The organism is Sphingomonas sp., assembly GCF_042095875.1.
GTDB lineage: Bacteria > Pseudomonadota > Alphaproteobacteria > Sphingomonadales > Sphingomonadaceae > Sphingomonas.
Window position 1 is genome coordinate 41015 of sequence record NZ_JBELMJ010000019.1, and the last position, 16100, is coordinate 57114.

Below are 16100 nucleotides of genomic sequence, written 5' to 3' on the forward strand. Positions count from 1 at the left end.
ATCGCTAGGCGAAGCCGCGCGCGAATGCCATACGCGATGTTCGAAAATAGATAGGAGGCGGATATGATGCAGGGTGCGGTGGCGATCGTGACGGGCGGCGGCACGGGGATCGGCGCCGCGACCGTCCGACGGCTGGCGGCGCGCGGCGTGTCGTGCGTGATCAACTATTCGTTGAGCCGCGACGATGCCGAGGCGCTGGCGGCCGAGGTCGGGCAGGGCGCGATCGCGGTGCAGGCCGACATCGTCGACGACGGCGCGTGCCGCCAACTCGTCGCGGCGGCGACCGACGCGTTCGGGCGCGTCGACTTCCTGGTCAACAATGCCGGGCGGACCAAGTTCGCCGCGCACGAGGACCTGGACGCGCTCGACGCCGCCGACTTCGTCGACATCTACCAGCTGAACGTCATCGCCGCCTTCCAGATGATCCGCGCCGCCGCGCCAGCCCTGCGCGAGAGCCCGTTCGGCGCGGTCGTCAATGTCGCCAGCGTCGCGGGCGTGTTCGGGATCGGGTCGTCGGTCGCCTACGCCGCCTCCAAGGGCGCGCTCATCACCATGACCAAGAGCCTGGCGCGCGTCCTGGCACCCGCGATCCGCGTCAACGCGGTCGCGCCCGGCTATGTCGGTACCGGCTGGTTCGAGAAGCGGCTGGGCGAGGAGGGGTTCGCCAGGCTCAATGCGAAGATCGCCGCCGCGACGCCGATGGCGCTCGCCACCGGCCCGGACGAGGTCGCCGCGCCGATCGAGCTGCTGCTCGACCCGGCAATGCGCGCGATCACCGGCGAGGTGATGCTGGTGGATGCCGGCGCACACCTCGACGTCGGGCTGAGCCGCCGGCCGGGGCGCGAGAACTGATCGCGCGCACGCTTCGCCCTATGCAGCGCGGCGCGACTATGGCATGAGCGGCGCCATACCGTTTATTCAGAACGTGGAGACTGACGCGATGGCGACCGCCGCCGAACAGACCCGCCCCGCCGGCGCGACCGACGATTTTCGCCAGGACGTGCGCGACTGGATCGAAGCCAATTTCCCCGCCTCGCTCCGCGGCACCGACAACGGCATGTCCGCGCTCGAAGGGCCGACCGACGAGAACGCCGACCAGCGCCAGTGGCGCGAGGCGATGGGTGCGAAGGGCTGGGGCGTGCCGACCTGGCCGAGGGAATATGGCGGCGGTGGGCTCGACCGTTCGCAGGCGCGCGTCGTGCAGGAGGAGCTGGCGCGCGCCGGCGCCTACAACCCGATCGGCGGCATGGGCGTGATGATGTTCGGTCCCACGCTGCTCGAATACGGCAGCGAGGAGCAGAAGCAGCAGCATATCCCCGGCATCGTCCGCGGCGAGGTGCGCTGGTGCCAGGGCTATTCGGAGCCGGGCGCGGGCTCCGACCTCGCCAGCCTGCAGACCTTCGCCGAGGACAAGGGCGACCATTACCTCGTCAACGGCCAGAAGACCTGGACGAGCGGCGGGCAATGGGCCGACAAGTGCTTCGCGCTGGTGCGCACCGACAAGACGCAGAAGCACGCCGGCATTAGCTTCCTGCTGATCGACATGGATGCCGAGGGCGTCGAGACCAAGCCGATCCGCCTCATCAGCGGGCAGTCGCCGTTCTGCGAGACGTTCTTCACCAACGTCCGCGTGCCCAAGGAGAACTTGGTCGGGCACGAGGGGCAGGGCTGGACGATCGGCACGCGCCTGCTCCAGCACGAGCGCAACTCGCTGTCGGGCGGCAGCGGCTCGTCTGCGCGGATGAACGCGGGCAAGACCGTGCCCGACATTGCGAAGAAGTATCGCGGCGCCGACGCCGAGGGCCGGATCGCCGACGCCGATCTGCGCACCCGCATCGTCAAGCACGAGATGGACCAGCGCGCCTTCGCGCTGACGCTGCGCCGCGCCGCGCTGGAGGCGAAGGGCAACGCCGGGCCGTCCGCCGCGACCTCGATCATGAAGAATGTCGGCGCGCGCATCACGCAGGACCGCGCCGAGCTCAACATCGAGATCATGGGCATGCAGGGGCTCGGCTGGGAAGGCGAGGGCTTCAGCGAGGACGAGCTGACGCAGACCCGGTCGTGGCTGTGGGGCAAGGCCGTGTCGATCTACGGCGGCTCGTCCGAGATCCAGAACAATATCGTGGCCAAGCGTATCCTGGGCATGCTCGACCACCAATAATCACGAGGTAGGCGCGGCGGCATCGTATCGCCGCGCCCGGAGAGGGCCGGGTCGAGGAAGCGGGCGCGACAGAACGCCCCTTCCTCCCCGGCTTGTCTCCTCCCATTCCACGCATCGCTGCGACCGCTATCGAGGATACGACACATGGCCGCTTTGAACGACGAACAGGTGATGTTGCGCGACATGGCGCGCGAGTGGGCCGACAACGAGAGCCCGGTTACCGCATTTCGCAAGCTGCGCGACGCCGCGCCCGCCACCGGCTTCGACCCCGAGGCATGGGGCGCGATCGGGCAGATGGGCTGGGCGGGGATCGTGATCCCGGAGGAGTTCGGCGGCTCGGCCTTCGGTTACCTGTCGCTCGGCCTGGTGGTCGAGCAGCTCGGGCGCAATCTGGCGGCCTCGCCGCTGTCGTCGACCGCGGTGGCGGCGAGCGCGATCGTGATGGGCGGGTCGGACGCGGCCAAGCAGGAGTGGCTGCCCAAGCTCGCCAGCGGCGAGGCGGTGGCCACGCTCGCGATCGACGAGGGCGCGACGCACAGCCTCGACGTCGAGACCAAGGCAGAGGGCGGCAAGCTGACCGGCACCAAGGCGTTCGTCGCGGAGGGTGACGGCGCCGACGCGTTCGTCGTCGCCGTCGCAGACGGGCTCTACCTCGTCGCGAAGGGCGACGGCGTCACGGTTTCGCCGCGCCGCATGGCCGACGGCCGCAGCCACGCCGAGGTGTGCTTCGACGGCGCGGCCGCGGAGAAGCTCGGCGGAACCGAGCTGACCGCGCAGGTCGCCGACCGCGCCGCCGCGGTGATCGCGGCGGAGATGCTCGGCATGGCCGACGCGGCGTTCCACCAGACGCTCGACTATCTCAAGCAGCGGGTCCAGTTCGGGCAGGTGCTCTCGACCTTCCAGGCGCTCCAGCACCGCATGGCAAAGATGCTGACCGAGATCGAGCTGATGCGTTCGGCGGTGGAAGGCGCTTTAGAGGCGATCGACGCGGGCCGCTCCGACATGGATCAGGCGGTCAGCCTGGCCAAGGCGATCGCGGGCGAGACGCTGCGCCTGGTCAGCCGGGAGATGGTGCAATTATTCGGCGGCGTCGGCATGACCGACGAATATGACGCCGGCCTGTACCTCAAGCGCGCCGCAGTGCTGGAGGTCATGTGGGGCAATGCCGCGCATCATCGTGACCGGTTCGCGCGGCTGAATGGTTACTGATAACCTTCATCAAGCAGTCGGTACGCAATAAACGGACATATAGCAGGTAAACTGTCTTGATCTGACCGGCGCGATCCGGTTTACTCGAATGTACGGTACGGAGCGCGCAACAGCCCGACCGACAGGAGAGGTCTAGATGCCAAGGCATATGCTGATGTCCGCGTGCGCGGCCGCCGCCTTTATCGTCGCCGGCAGTGCCGGTGCGCAAACCCCCTTGCCGAGCGGTTCTGCCGAGGCGGCGCCGGTACAGCCGACCGCCACCGTCGACTCCACGCCCGCCGACATCGTCGTCACCGCCCAGGGTCGCGCGCAGGTGCTGGCGGACGTACCGGTCGCGATCTCGGCGGTGAACGCCGAGAGCCTGGCGCTGTCGGGCGCGAACGACATACGGCAGCTCAACCAGCTCGCGCCGTCGCTGCTCGTGTCCTCGACCGGGTCGGAAGCGAACGGTTCGCCGCGCATTCGCGGCATCGGCACGGTGGGCGACAATCCGGGTCTGGAGAGCTCGGTCGTGGTGTTCATCGACGGCGTCTACCGCTCGCGCTCGGGCATCGGCCTCAACGAACTGGGCGAGATTGACCGGATCGAGGTGCTGCGCGGGCCGCAGGGTACGCTCGGCGGGCGCAACTCCTCCGCGGGTCTCATCAGCATCATCAGCGTGAAGCCCAGCTTCACCTTCGGCGCGAACGGCGAGGCGACCTACGGCAATTACGACTTCGTTCGCCTGGCGGGCGGCGTGACCGGGCCGATCGCGGGCGACACGCTCGCGGCGCGGATCGACGGCGTCTACGTCGAGCGCGACGGCTTCTACCGCGACCGCAACAACGGCACGCGCATTAACGACCGCGATCGCTATTTCCTGCGCGGGCAGCTGCTGTTCGAGCCGACCAGCGACATCTCGCTGCGGCTGATCGGCGATTACACCAAGCGCAAGGAAGCGTGCTGCGCCGCGGTCTACGTCGACCGCACGGTCAACCCGTACATCGGCAATCTGAACGAACCCGCGACCCCGCTCGCCACCAACCTCGCGGGCGGCAACAACATCGTCAACGTGCTGCGCGACCTGGGGCAGAACCTGGGCGCGTTCAACCAGGGCTACAGCCGCAACGTGTCGGTGTCGCGCGGCCGCGGCTACGACGGCGAGACGCAGGACTACGGCTTCTCGGGCCAGCTCGACTGGAAGTTCGGCGACACCAACCTGACCTCGATCACCGCTTACCGCGATTACTACAACGAGCAGGGCAGCGACACCGACTACGGCACCGTCGATATCCTGTACAACGCCGACAACGGCAACAATCGCCGCCAGTTCAAGACCTTCACGCAGGAAGTCCGGTTGAACGGCAGCCTGTTCGACGAAAAGCTCGACTGGCTGATCGGCGGCTTCTACGTCAACGAAAAGTTCCGTGGTAAGAGCAACCTGCGCTTCGGCTCGCAGTACGGCCGCTTCGCCACCTGCCGCATCATCTCGGGCGGCGGCCTGGCCGCGCTCTACTCGCCGACCAGCCCCGGCTGCGTCGCGCCCGGCGTCGGGCCGCTCACGCTCGCGGCCGCGGGCGGCGCGGACGTCGCCGCGGGCTTCCTGACGCTCGACGGCATCAACGATCGCGGCTCGACGATCGACCGCTACAACCAGAACATGGAAAGCTTCGCCGCCTTCACCCACAACATCATCCACGTCACGTCGAACATCGATCTGACGCTGGGTCTGCGCTACACCACCGAGAAGAAGCGCTTCTTCGCGACGTTCGGCAACGACAACACCGGCTGCGTCGCGCTGCAGCAGTCCTTGACCGACGAGGCGAACATCACCGCGGCACAGATCGCGGCGGCGCCCGGTCTCGCCACCCGCCGCGCGCTGGCGCAGGCGCTGATCGGGCTGGGGTGCCAGGGCAACTCGACCGCGGAGCTGAACGGCGTCAGCATCCGCGACCGCCGCTCGGAGGATCAGCTGACCGGCACCGCGATCCTGTCGTGGAAGCCGATCGACGACCTGCTCGTCTACGGCAGCTACTCGCGCGGCTACAAGGCGGGCGGCTTCAACTTCGACCGTTCCGCGCTCAAGGCACCGCTCCAGCCCGCCAACGGACAGATCACGACCAGCTTCGCGGCGCTCGGCGGGGCGCAGGCGCTGGTCGGCGGGCTGCAGTTCGATCCGGAGAAGGTCAACGCGTTCGAGATCGGCGCGAAGTACGCGACCGGTCCGTTCAGCCTGTCGATCGCGGGCTTCCGGCAGGAGTTCAGCAGCTTCCAGCTCAACACCTTCGACGGCACCGTGTTCATCGTCCAGAACGTCAACGGCTGCACCAGCAGCCTGAACGGCGCCGACCGCGACCAGAGCACGTTCCCGACCGCGCCCAACTTCAACGCCGCCGCCGCTGCCTCGGGCGCCTGCCCGCGCGACGACGTCGGCTACGGTGTGGTCTCGCAGGGCGTCGAACTGGAGGCGACGCTGGTGCCCGCGCGCGACGTGCGCGTCACCGCCGGCTTCACCTACGCCGACACCAAGTTCCGCAACAACCTGGTCGGCTCGAACAGCGGCGCGCCGCTCAACCAGGCGCTGCGCAAGCTGCCGGGCGACAATCTGTCCAACGCGCCCGAGGCGGTGGTCACCGCGTCGGCGGCCTGGACCCCCGACCTGGGCAGCACTGGCTGGTCGCTCCTGTTCTACGGCGACACGCGCCTGAGCGGCGACTACAACACCGGTTCCGACCTGTTCCCGCAGAAGGAGCAGGACGGGTTCGCGCTGGTCAACGCGCGCGTCGGCGTCCGTACCCCGAACGAGCGCATCTCGATCGAGCTGTGGGCGCAGAACCTGCTCAACAAGGATTACGCGCAGGTCGCCTTCAACTCGCCGTTCCAGCAGGGCGCGAGCACGGCCACGTTCCAGGACCCGATCTATCCCGGCGGGCGTCAGCTGTTCTCGCAGTTCCTGGCCGAGCCGCGCACCTACGGCGTGACGCTGCGCGGACGGTTCTGACACAAGGGTGACCGGACGGCGTCGCACGATCGTGCGACGCCGTCTTCGCTTTCAACGCCAAGTCTTTGTGTCGCTTGGTTTCGCGTCGCTCAGGCAACTGGCCTACCACCGCCGCAGCCGCTAGCCTCCGGCGCCTGTAACAGGAGAGCAGCACGGTGAACCTTGACCGTCCCGAGATTGCCGACACGCTCGCGCTGAAGCGTCGCGGCTGGACCCTCGCGCTGCTGACCCTGACCTATTTCTTCAGCTTCATGGACCGGCAGATCCTCGCCATCCTGCTGGAGGCGATCAAGGCCGACCTGAAGCTGTCCGACACGCAATTGGGCCTGCTCTCGGGCCTCGTGTTCGCGATCTTCTACGCGACGCTCGGCATCCCGATCGCGCGCCTCGCCGACCGCACCAGCCGCAAGCGGATCATCGCGATCAGTCTCGCGATCTGGAGCGCGATGACCGCGCTGTCCGGCTTCGCGCAGAACTTCACGCAACTGATGTTCGCGCGCATCGGCGTGGGCGTGGGTGAGGCGGGGGCGGGGCCGCCCAGTCACTCGATCATCGCCGATCTCTACCCGCCGGAGAAGCGCGCCTCGGCGATGGCGATCTACTCGCTTGGCGTGCTGCTGGGCGGCGGTCTCGGCATGATGATCGGCGGCTTCGTCGCGCACGCGTACAATTGGCGCGTCGCGATGATGGTGGTCGGCCTGCCCGGCATCATGCTGGCGATCATCGTGTGGCTGTTCATGGCCGAGCCGCGCCGCGGCCTGTCCGACGCGCAGCGCGCGATGGACGCGCCCGCCGCGATGCCGTCGCTCGGCGAGGGGATCGCCGCGATGTGGCGCGATCCCGTAGCGCTCCACCTCGTGGCCGCGGTGACGATCACCTCGCTCGTCGGCTACGCGCTGACCGGCTGGGGGCCGAGCTACATGCAGCGCTCGCTCGGATATTCGATGCTCGACGTGTCGAAATACGTCGCGCTGCCCGCCGCGCTGATCGGATCGACCTCGGCGCTGCTCGGCGGGGCCGCCGCCGACCGCGCGGCCAAGCGCCACGGCCTCCACGCGCAGAGCTGGGTCGTCGCACTGTTCAAGCTCGTCGCGTTCCCGTTCGCGGTCGGGTTCTACTTCGTCGACGACCCGCGCCTCGCGCTCGCCAGCTACTTCGTTGCTGCGCTGTTCGCGGGCGCGTATCTGGGACCCACCTTCGCGCTGATCCAGCACCGCGCGCCGATCCGGCTGCGCGCGGTCTGGGCCGCGCTGACGCTGCTCGTCATCAACCTGATCGGGCTCGGGCTCGGGCCGTTCCTGGTCGGCAAGCTGAGCGACTACCTGCGGCCGGACTATGGCGCACAGTCACTTCGCTGGGCGATGCTGTGCGTGGCGCTGCTCACGCCGGTCGCGATCTGGGCTTATTGGCGCGCCGGCGTGCTGATGAAGCGTCGAGACGCTGCTGCAACAATATAACCAAAGCGGCTGCTTTTTGATGATTTCCAAGAAGTAGCGAATGGTGTTAACGGGCGTGTTCATCACTGCTGGGGGGCGGGGGCGATGAGCGAAGCGATTTCACCGGTACAATATTGGCATCCGAGCGCCGCACTGGCGCCTTATGTCACGGGCTATCACTCCTTTCACGCGGCGCTGCCGCCGGGATTGACGCTCAAGGACGTCTTCCTGCCGAGCTGGGCCTCGATCCGGGTGTCGCTGCACGAGAGCCCAGCATGGTCGCTCCGCATGGGACCGCGTCTCTTCGATCCGATGCCCGATGTCGCGTTCATCGGCCCGACCAGCTGCGCCGGCTACCTCTCGACGCACGGCGGCACCATGGTCGGCGTCGGGCTGAAGCCGCTCGGCTGGGCGCAATTGTTCGGCGGTGACGTCTCCAAGCACGCCAACCGGGTGGTCCCCCTGGCGCAGCTCGACTCGGGTGCCGATCAGCTGCACGAGGCGCTGAACGCCGCGGACACCCCGCACGACGCCTTCACCCGCTGGCTGGAGGCGCGGCTGCACCGCCGTCCCCCGGCCGATCCGCGCATCGCGCAGCTGTTCGCGGTGCTGGAGCGCGGAACCGAGTCCCGCATCGACGTCATCGCCGAGATGTTGGACATGAACCCGCGCGCGATGGCGACGATGACGCGGGTGAGCTTCGGTTTCACGCCCAAGCTGCTGCTGCGGCGTACCCGCTTCATTCGCGCGCTCAACGCGCTGCTCGCCGACCCCGAACAGGGGCAGGGCGTGGTGGAGGCGGCGGGCTATTACGACCGCTCACACTTCCTGCGCGACAGCCACCTGTTCCTCGGCTGCTCGGTGCGCGACTTCACGCGACGCCGCGGTCCGCTCAACCAGATCGCACTCCGCGTGCGCGAGAAGGTGCTCGGCCAGCCGGTCTGACGTCCGCGACGAGCCTGAAGCGCGCTCCGCTACAGCGCGCGGTCGTCGAACATCCCGAACATCAGCGTCGAGGCGTAGCGCGCAGTCGCGCGCTCGCGCGGCATCGACCAGGCCCATTTGCGCATGTCGAACGCGGCGTTGAGCAAAGCCATCATCGCCTGCGCCGCGATCAGGCTGTCGACCGCGCGGATCGTGCCTTCCGCGACGCCGTCGCTGATCGTGCCGGCGAAGCGCCGCGCGATCCGGTTCGACCGCTCCACCATCGCCGCGCGCGTGTCGGTCGGCAGCCCGCTCAGCGCGGTGGTGCGCAGCAGGGGGCCGTGCTCGGAAAATTGCACGTCGAGCAGCGTGGCGACCGTGTCGCACAACCGCTGCCAGTGCGTGCCGCCGCGCTCGTCGGCCTGGCGCTGCGCCGCCGCAATCGTGTCGAAGCTGCGGCGATAGCAGGCGGCGACCAGGTCGTCCTTGGCGTCGAGGTGGTGGTAGAAGCTGCCCTTGGTGACGTTCAGCTCCGACGCGATCCGCTGCACGCTCGCGCCGCGGTAGCCTAGCTCGTTGATCAGCCGGGTGGCGGCGAGCAGGAACGCCTCGCGCCCCGGCACCGGATCGTCGTGGCCGAGCGCGATCGGGCGCGGTGCCCAGTCGGCCTTCGGCCCGGCGACCCCGTGCGTGAAGATGTCGATCAACCGCTCGCACGCGCGCGGCCACTGGTCGACGTCGTAGCGCGGCAGCCACACCGGCATCCAGAAGGTGTTCTCCAGCAGCACGTGCGCGCGCGCGCCCGCCAGGTCGGTCTGTGCGCGCGTCGCGGCCGGTCCCCACAACAGCCGCGTGCGCCGGAACACCTCGCGCCACCCCGCCATCAACCTGGTGCGCACCGGGTCCTCGGTCGCGCGCAGGTCGGACAGAACCGCGAACTGCTTCTCCTCCCCGCGCTCGATCCGCGCCAGCCGCTCCATGTTGAGCCGGAGGTACGTCGCGACGCGCTCGGCCGGCGTGTCCGCCTCCATCGCCTCGTCGAGCATGCGCAGCAGGTAATCGAGCGTATACTCGAACGCGGCGGCGGCGAGGTCCTCCTTGCGCTTGAAATAATAGGTCACGCTGGTCGTGTTGAGCCCGACGCGGCGCGCCACGTCGGCGAAGGTCATGCCCTTCGCGCTCTGCTCGTTGATCGCTTCCGCGGCGGCGGCCAGGATCGCGTCGCGCTTCTCGCGAAAGCGCCGCGTGCTGGTGGTATCGTCTACTCGGGTGTCCCCCATCGCCGAACTGTAGCAAAAGCTTTTCGAAGAAACAGTCCCTTTGTGCACCCCCGTCTTACCGCCATGAACGCGAGGGCAACGGGCACAAACAGGCGCTTTACCGAATAACCGGTATGGCCTAAGTCCTGCCTCAAACGTTGATTTGAGGCGGAGGGACGAGATGGATTTCACCCTGAGCGAGCGCGAGACCTATTTTCGCGATCGCGTGAAGGCGTTCATCGACGCCGAGATCGCGCCGCGCAACCACGAGTATCACGAGCAGTCGCACACCGGCGAGCGCTGGAAGGTGCTGCCCGTGATCGAGGAGGTCAAGGAGAAGGCGCGCGCCGCGGGCCTGTGGAACTTCTTCATGCCGCCGCACTCGGGCCAGCAGCACGTCGACACGACCTTCGAGTTCGAGGGCACGCAGCTCACCAACCTCGAGTACGCGCTATGCGCCGAGGAGATGGGCAAGATCGGCTGGGCGAGCGAGTGCTTCAACTGCTCCGCGCCCGACACCGGTAACATGGAAGTGCTCCACCGCTACGGCACGCTGGAGCAGAAGGAGCGTTGGCTGCGCCCGTTGATGAACGGCGAGATCCGCTCGGTCTTCCTGATGACCGAGCCGCAGGTCGCCTCGTCCGACGCCACCAACATCGAAACGCGGATCGAGCGTGACGGCGACGAATACGTCATCAACGGCCGCAAATGGTGGTCGTCGGGCGTCGGGGACCCGCGCTGCAAGATCGGCATCCTGATGGGGAAGACGAGCTTCGAGGGCTCGCGCCACCAGCAGCAGAGCCAGGTGCTCGTGCCGATGGACACGCCGGGCGTCGAGATCAGGCGCATGCTCTCGGTCTACGGCTACGACCACGCGCCGCACGGCCACGGCGAGGTCGTGTTCACCGACGTGCGCGTGCCCGTCGAGAACGTGATCCTGGGCGAAGGACGCGGGTTCGAGATCGCGCAGGGACGCCTCGGGCCGGGCCGCATCCACCATTGCATGCGCACGATCGGCGTCGCCGAGACCGGGATCGAGGCGATGGCCAAGCGCCTCGTCAGCCGCGTCGCCTTCGGCAAGCGGATCGCCGACCACAGCGTGTGGGAAGAACGCATCGCGCGCGCGCGCATCGACATCGAGATGACGCGGCTGCTGTGCCTCAAGGCCGCGGACACGATGGACAAGGCGGGCAACAAGGCCGCGCAGCTCGATATCGCGATGATCAAGGTTCAGGCGCCCGGCATGGCGCTCAAGATCCTCGACGATGCGGTGCAGGCGCACGGCGGTGCCGGCGTGTCGGACGATTTCGGCCTCGCCCACGCCTGGGCGAGCCAGCGTACCCTGCGCCTCGCCGACGGTCCGGACGAGGTCCACGCCCGCTCGATCGCGCGCAACGAGTTCGGCAAATACGCCGACTGGAAGGCCGATCGCGCGTCCAACGATCGCGGCACCGTCGTGACCAGCGGCGACGTCGGCGTCAGCCGCTGATCCGTACCACCCCGCGCCGGCGCGCGCGGGGTTCACGCACATCCGCCGCCGGCCACGTGCCAGAGGTTTACGTCCCAAGTTGAGGGTGGAGCCATGAAAGCCGCCGTTCTGTTCGAAACCAAGTCGCCGCTCCAGATCGAGGACGTCGACGTCGCCAAGCCGCGCGCGCACGAAGTGCTGATCCGCACGCTCGCGTGCGGCGTGTGCCGCTCCGACCTTCACTTCGTGGACGGCGCCTACCCGCATCCGCTGCCCGCCATTCCCGGCCACGAGGCGGCAGGCGTGGTCGAGGCGGTCGGCGACGAGGTGCGCACCGTGAAGCCGGGCGACCACGTCGTCACCTGCCTGTCCGCCTTCTGCGGTCACTGCGAATTCTGCATCACCGGCCGCATGTACCTGTGCGTCTCGGGCGAGACGCGGCGCTCGTCGCGCGACGAGCCGCGGCTGCGGCTGGCGAACGGCGGCACGGTGCAGCAGATGCTCAACCTGTCCGCCTACGCCGAGATGATGCTGGTGCACGAGCATGCCTGCGTGTCGATCGACCGCGACATGCCGCTCGACCGCGCCGCGCTGATCGGCTGCGCGGTGACGACGGGGGCGGGCGCGGTGTTCAACACCACCGACGTGTCGCCGGGCGAGACGGTCTGCGTCGTCGGCTGCGGCGGCATCGGCCTAGCCGCGGTCAACGCCGCCAAGATCGCGGGCGCTGCCAAGATCATCGCGCTCGATCCCGTGCCGGAGAAGCGCGCGGTGGCCGAGAAGCTGGGCGCGACCCACACGCTCGACCCGATGAGCGACACCGCGGTGGCCGAGGTGGTCGAGCTGACCAAGGGCGGCGTCCACCACGCGATCGAGGCGGTCGGCCGCCCGCAATCGGCCGCGACCACCGTCGGCGTGCTGCGCCGGGGCGGCACTGCGACGATCCTGGGCATGATGCCGCTCGGCGAGAAGGTCGGCCTGTCGGCGATGGACTTGCTGTCGGGCAAGCGGCTGCAGGGTGGGATCATGGGCTACAACCGCTTCCCGGTCGACATCCCGCGACTGGTCGACTTCTACATGCGCGGGCAGCTCGACCTCGACATGATCATCGCCGATCGCCTGCCGCTGGCCGAGATCAACCGCGCCTTCGACGAACTGCGCACGGGCGACACGACGCGCAGCGTGATCGTGTTCGACCAGTGAGCGAGCTGCAGAGCGAGATCGCCGAGCGCGACCGGCTCGACACCGATCGGCTGTCGGCGTGGATGCGCGCGCACGTCCCCGGCTTCGACGGCCCGCTCGACTATGCCAAGTTCGCGGGCGGCCAGTCCAACCCGACCTACAAGCTGACCACGCCGAACGCGAACTACGTGCTGCGTCGCAAGCCGATGGGCGACCTCCTGCCCAGCGCGCACCAGGTCGATCGCGAGCACCGCGTGATGGCCGCGCTTCACCCGACCGGCTTCCCGGTGCCGCGGCAATACGGGCTGTGCGAGGACGCCGGCGTGATCGGCTCGGCCTTCTACGTGATGGAGATGGTGGAGGGCCGCACGATCTGGGACGGCGGCATGCCCGGCCTCACGCCCGAGCAACGTCGCGACCATTACCACGCGATGATCGACACGCTCGCCGATCTCCACAACACCGACCACGAGAAGATCGGGCTGGGCGATTTCGGCCGCCCCGGCAATTACTTCGAGCGCCAGGTCGGCCGCTGGACCAAGCAGTATCGCGGTGCCGAGACCGAGCACATGCCCGCAATGGAGACGCTGATCGAGTTCCTGCCGCGCACGGTGCCCGAGCAGACGCGCACCTCGATCGTCCACGGCGACTACCGCGTCGACAACATGAAGTTCGCACCCGGCACCGACGGCCGCGTCGTCGCGGTGCTCGACTGGGAGCTGTGCACGCTGGGCGATCCCACCGCCGACCTGACCTATTACCTGATGAGCTGGGTGACCGAGCCGGAGGGCCGCTCGGGCGTGCAGGGGCTGACCGGTCCCGAGACGGGCATCCCGACGCTGGAGGAAATGGTCGAGCGTTACTGCGCGCGCACGGGGCGCGACGGTCTGCCGCAGCTCGACTGGTATTTCGCCTTCAATCTCTTCCGCCTCGCCAGCATCGTGCAGGGCATCAAGAAGCGCTTCCTGATCGGCACCGCGTCCAACGCGCGCGCCGAGGAGACGAGCGCGCGCGTGCCGATGCTCGCCGACGCCGCGCTGATGTTCGCGCGAAAGGCGGGAGCCTGACCAGCACGGGCGCCCGCGCCGGCGCCTGACCACCTACATGAGGGGACGAGAATGTCGCTGTTCGATCTGACCGGCAAGGTCGTGCTCATCACCGGTTCGTCGCGCGGGATCGGCCGCGCGTCCGCGATCGCCTGCGCCGAGCAGGGCGCGAAGGTCGTCATCTCCAGCCGCAAGCAGGACGCGTGCGACGCCGCGGCGGCGGAGATCAACGCGCGCTTCGGCGAGGGCACTGCGATCGCGGTCGCCGCCAACCTCTCCGACAAGGAGGGATTGCAGCATCTGGTCGACGAAACGCGGCGCGCGTTCGGGCGCATCGACGTGCTCGTCTGCAACGCCGCCTCCAACCCCTATTACGGTCCGCAGGCCGGGATCGCCGACGACCAGTTCCGCAAGATCCTCGACAACAACATCATCTCCAACCACTGGCTGATCAACATGGTCGTGCCCGAGATGAAGGAGAGGCGCGACGGCTCGGTCGTCATCGTTTCCTCGATCGGCGGCTTGCGCGGGTCGAGCGTGATCGGCGCATACTGCATCAGCAAGGCCGCCGACATGCAGCTCGCCCGCAACCTCGCGCACGAACACGGCCGCGACAACATCCGCGTGAATTGCATCGCACCGGGCCTGATCAAGACCGACTTCGCCAAGGCTTTGTGGGAGGACGAGGCCGTGGTCGCCGAGCGCAATGCGACCACGCCGCTGCGCCGCATTGGCGAGACCGAGGAGATCGCGGGCGCGGTCGTCTATCTCGCCAGCCGGGCTAGCGCGTTCATGACCGGGCAGACGATGGTGATCGACGGCGGCGTCACGATCTGAGCGCGCGAGGGGAGAGAAAACATATGGCACGCTTCACCGACAGGTCGATCATCGTCACCGGCGCGGGCTCGGGCATCGGCCGTGCTGCGGCCACCCTGTTCGCCGCGGAGGGCGCGCGCGTCGTCGTCGCCGACGTGAGCGAGGGCGCGGAGGAGACCGCGCGGCGGATTCGCGACGCCGGCGGCATTGCCGATGCGATCCGCATGGACGCGGGCAACGAGGAGGACGTGATCCGCACCGTCGCGCTCGCCTGCGACCGGTTCGGCGGGCTAGACGTCATGTTCGCCAACGCCGGCATCTCGGGCGGCATGGCCAACATCTTCGACACCGACGTGTCGCTCATCACCGAGGTGCTGCGCGTCAACCTGATCGGCCCTTACCTGGCGGTGAAGCACGCCGCACCGAAGATCGCCGAGCGCGCGGCCGCGACCGGACGGAGCGGCGCGATCATCCTGACCGCCAGCGTCGCCGGCATCCGCTCGGGCGCGGGGTCGCCGGCCTATTCCGCGTCCAAGGCGGGCGTCATCAACCTCGCGATGGTGTCGGCGCAGCAGCTCTCGGGCTCCAACATCCGCGTCAACGCGATCTGCCCGGGCCTGACCGAGACGGGCATGACCCAGCCGACGTTCGACTATGCGCGCGACGCCGGCAAGACCGATCGGCTCGGCCGCCTCAATCCGCTTCGCCGCGGCGCACAGCCCGAGGAACTCGCCAAGGTCGCGCTGTTCCTTGCCAGCGACGACGCCAGCTACGTCAACGGGCAGGCGATCGCGGTCGACGGCGGGCTGTCGTCGAGCCACCCGGTCACCAGGCAGGAATACGGCCGCACCGCGGTCTAGCCTCGGAACGGCCGCGCCGGCGGCGGGTTGATCTGGGTGAAGGAAAGAGGCACCCATGACCGATCCAATCCGTTACTCGCCCGATCTCGAAGAAACACTGCCCGACGAGGGCGAGACGGTGGAGCAGCTCAACGAGCAGTTCGACATCATCCTGAGGACCACGCACGAGGATTACGGCCACGCGGTCCGATCGGTCCACGCCAAGGCGCACGCGATCGTCGAGGGCACGCTGACCATCCACCCCGACCTGCCGCCCGAGCTCGCGCAGGGGCTGTTCGCCACGCCGGGCGAGCACCCGGTCTTGATGCGTTTCTCGACCAACCCCGGCGACATCCTGACCGACGCGATCTCGCTGCCGCGCGGGCTCGCGATCAAGGTGATGGACGTCGACGGCGCTCGCCTGCCCGGCGCCGAGGGTCGCACGCAGGACTTCGTGATGGTCAACGGACCCGTGTTCCAGGCGAAGACGGCGGAGAAGTTCCTCGGCAACCTCAAGCTGCTCGCGCGCACCACCGACAAGGCCGAGGGAGCGAAGGTGGCGCTGTCGGCGGTGCTGCGCGGCGTCAACGCGGCGCTGACCGCGGTGGGCGTGGAGAGCGCGGCGGTCCGCTCGATGGGCGGCGCGCCCAACGTCGATCCGATCGGCGAGACCTATTACAGCGCGGTGCCGTTCCGCTACGGCGATTACGTCGCCAAATTCTCGCTCGTGCCGGTCGCGCCGGGCCTGAAGGAGCGTACCGGCGCGATCATCGACGCGTC

The 16100-nt window shown here is 68.4% G+C and carries 13 protein-coding genes; 12 read left to right on the forward strand and 1 reads right to left on the reverse strand.

Going from position 1 to position 16100, the window contains the following annotated elements; genetic code table 11:
- The first annotated feature begins 63 nt into the window (after positions 1-63).
- The 6 genes from ACFDS6_RS08755 to ACFDS6_RS08780 all read left to right on the forward strand — a co-directional run bounded on the left by ACFDS6_RS08755 (position 64) and on the right by ACFDS6_RS08780 (position 8731).
- A complete protein-coding gene (locus ACFDS6_RS08755) occupies positions 64-852 on the forward strand; it encodes an SDR family NAD(P)-dependent oxidoreductase (RefSeq protein ID WP_375271762.1) in 789 nt (262 codons plus the stop codon).
- Between the two features lie 88 nt (positions 853-940).
- Positions 941-2161, forward strand: coding sequence for an acyl-CoA dehydrogenase family protein (locus tag ACFDS6_RS08760; RefSeq protein ID WP_375271780.1), 1221 nt, complete (start codon positions 941-943; stop codon positions 2159-2161).
- A 144-nt stretch (positions 2162-2305) separates the two neighbouring features.
- Positions 2306-3370, forward strand: coding sequence for an acyl-CoA dehydrogenase family protein (locus ACFDS6_RS08765; RefSeq protein ID WP_375271763.1), 1065 nt, complete (start codon positions 2306-2308; stop codon positions 3368-3370).
- A gap of 148 nt (positions 3371-3518) precedes the next feature.
- Positions 3519-6350 carry a TonB-dependent receptor gene (locus ACFDS6_RS08770; RefSeq protein ID WP_375271781.1) on the forward strand — a complete coding sequence of 944 codons (2832 nt, stop codon included), beginning with the start codon at positions 3519-3521 and terminating at the stop codon, positions 6348-6350.
- A gap of 155 nt (positions 6351-6505) precedes the next feature.
- A complete protein-coding gene (locus tag ACFDS6_RS08775) occupies positions 6506-7807 on the forward strand; it encodes a spinster family MFS transporter (RefSeq protein WP_375271764.1) in 1302 nt (433 codons plus the stop codon).
- An 84-nt stretch (positions 7808-7891) separates the two neighbouring features.
- Positions 7892-8731, forward strand: coding sequence for a helix-turn-helix domain-containing protein (locus tag ACFDS6_RS08780; protein ID WP_375271765.1), 840 nt, complete (start codon positions 7892-7894; stop codon positions 8729-8731).
- 29 nt (positions 8732-8760) lie between these two features.
- Here the strand turns inward: ACFDS6_RS08780 and ACFDS6_RS08785 are convergent, their stop codons facing one another.
- Positions 8761-9990 carry a TetR/AcrR family transcriptional regulator gene (locus ACFDS6_RS08785; RefSeq protein ID WP_375271767.1) on the reverse strand — a complete coding sequence of 410 codons (1230 nt, stop codon included), beginning with the start codon at positions 9988-9990 and terminating at the stop codon, positions 8761-8763.
- Positions 9991-10150: 160 nt separating this feature from the next.
- Here ACFDS6_RS08785 and ACFDS6_RS08790 point away from each other — a divergent pair, with 160 nt between their 5' ends.
- From ACFDS6_RS08790 to ACFDS6_RS08815, 6 genes are all read left to right on the forward strand, one after another.
- Complete coding sequence (locus tag ACFDS6_RS08790) at positions 10151-11458, forward strand: acyl-CoA dehydrogenase family protein (RefSeq protein ID WP_375271768.1); 1308 nt, start codon at positions 10151-10153, stop codon at positions 11456-11458.
- A 93-nt stretch (positions 11459-11551) separates the two neighbouring features.
- On the forward strand, positions 11552-12640 hold the full coding sequence (locus ACFDS6_RS08795) for a Zn-dependent alcohol dehydrogenase (RefSeq protein ID WP_375271769.1): 1089 nt from the start codon (positions 11552-11554) through the stop codon (positions 12638-12640).
- Between the two features lie 62 nt (positions 12641-12702).
- Positions 12703-13686, forward strand: a complete 984-nt coding sequence (locus ACFDS6_RS08800; protein WP_375271782.1) for a phosphotransferase family protein — start codon at positions 12703-12705, stop codon at positions 13684-13686.
- A 51-nt stretch (positions 13687-13737) separates the two neighbouring features.
- Positions 13738-14502 carry an SDR family NAD(P)-dependent oxidoreductase gene (locus ACFDS6_RS08805; protein WP_375271770.1) on the forward strand — a complete coding sequence of 255 codons (765 nt, stop codon included), beginning with the start codon at positions 13738-13740 and terminating at the stop codon, positions 14500-14502.
- A 23-nt stretch (positions 14503-14525) separates the two neighbouring features.
- Entirely contained in the window at positions 14526-15341 is an 816-nt protein-coding gene (locus ACFDS6_RS08810) for an SDR family NAD(P)-dependent oxidoreductase (protein ID WP_375271771.1), read from the forward strand.
- Positions 15342-15396: 55 nt separating this feature from the next.
- On the forward strand, positions 15397-16100 hold a 704-nt coding region (locus ACFDS6_RS08815), incomplete at its 3' end, for a catalase (RefSeq protein WP_375271773.1).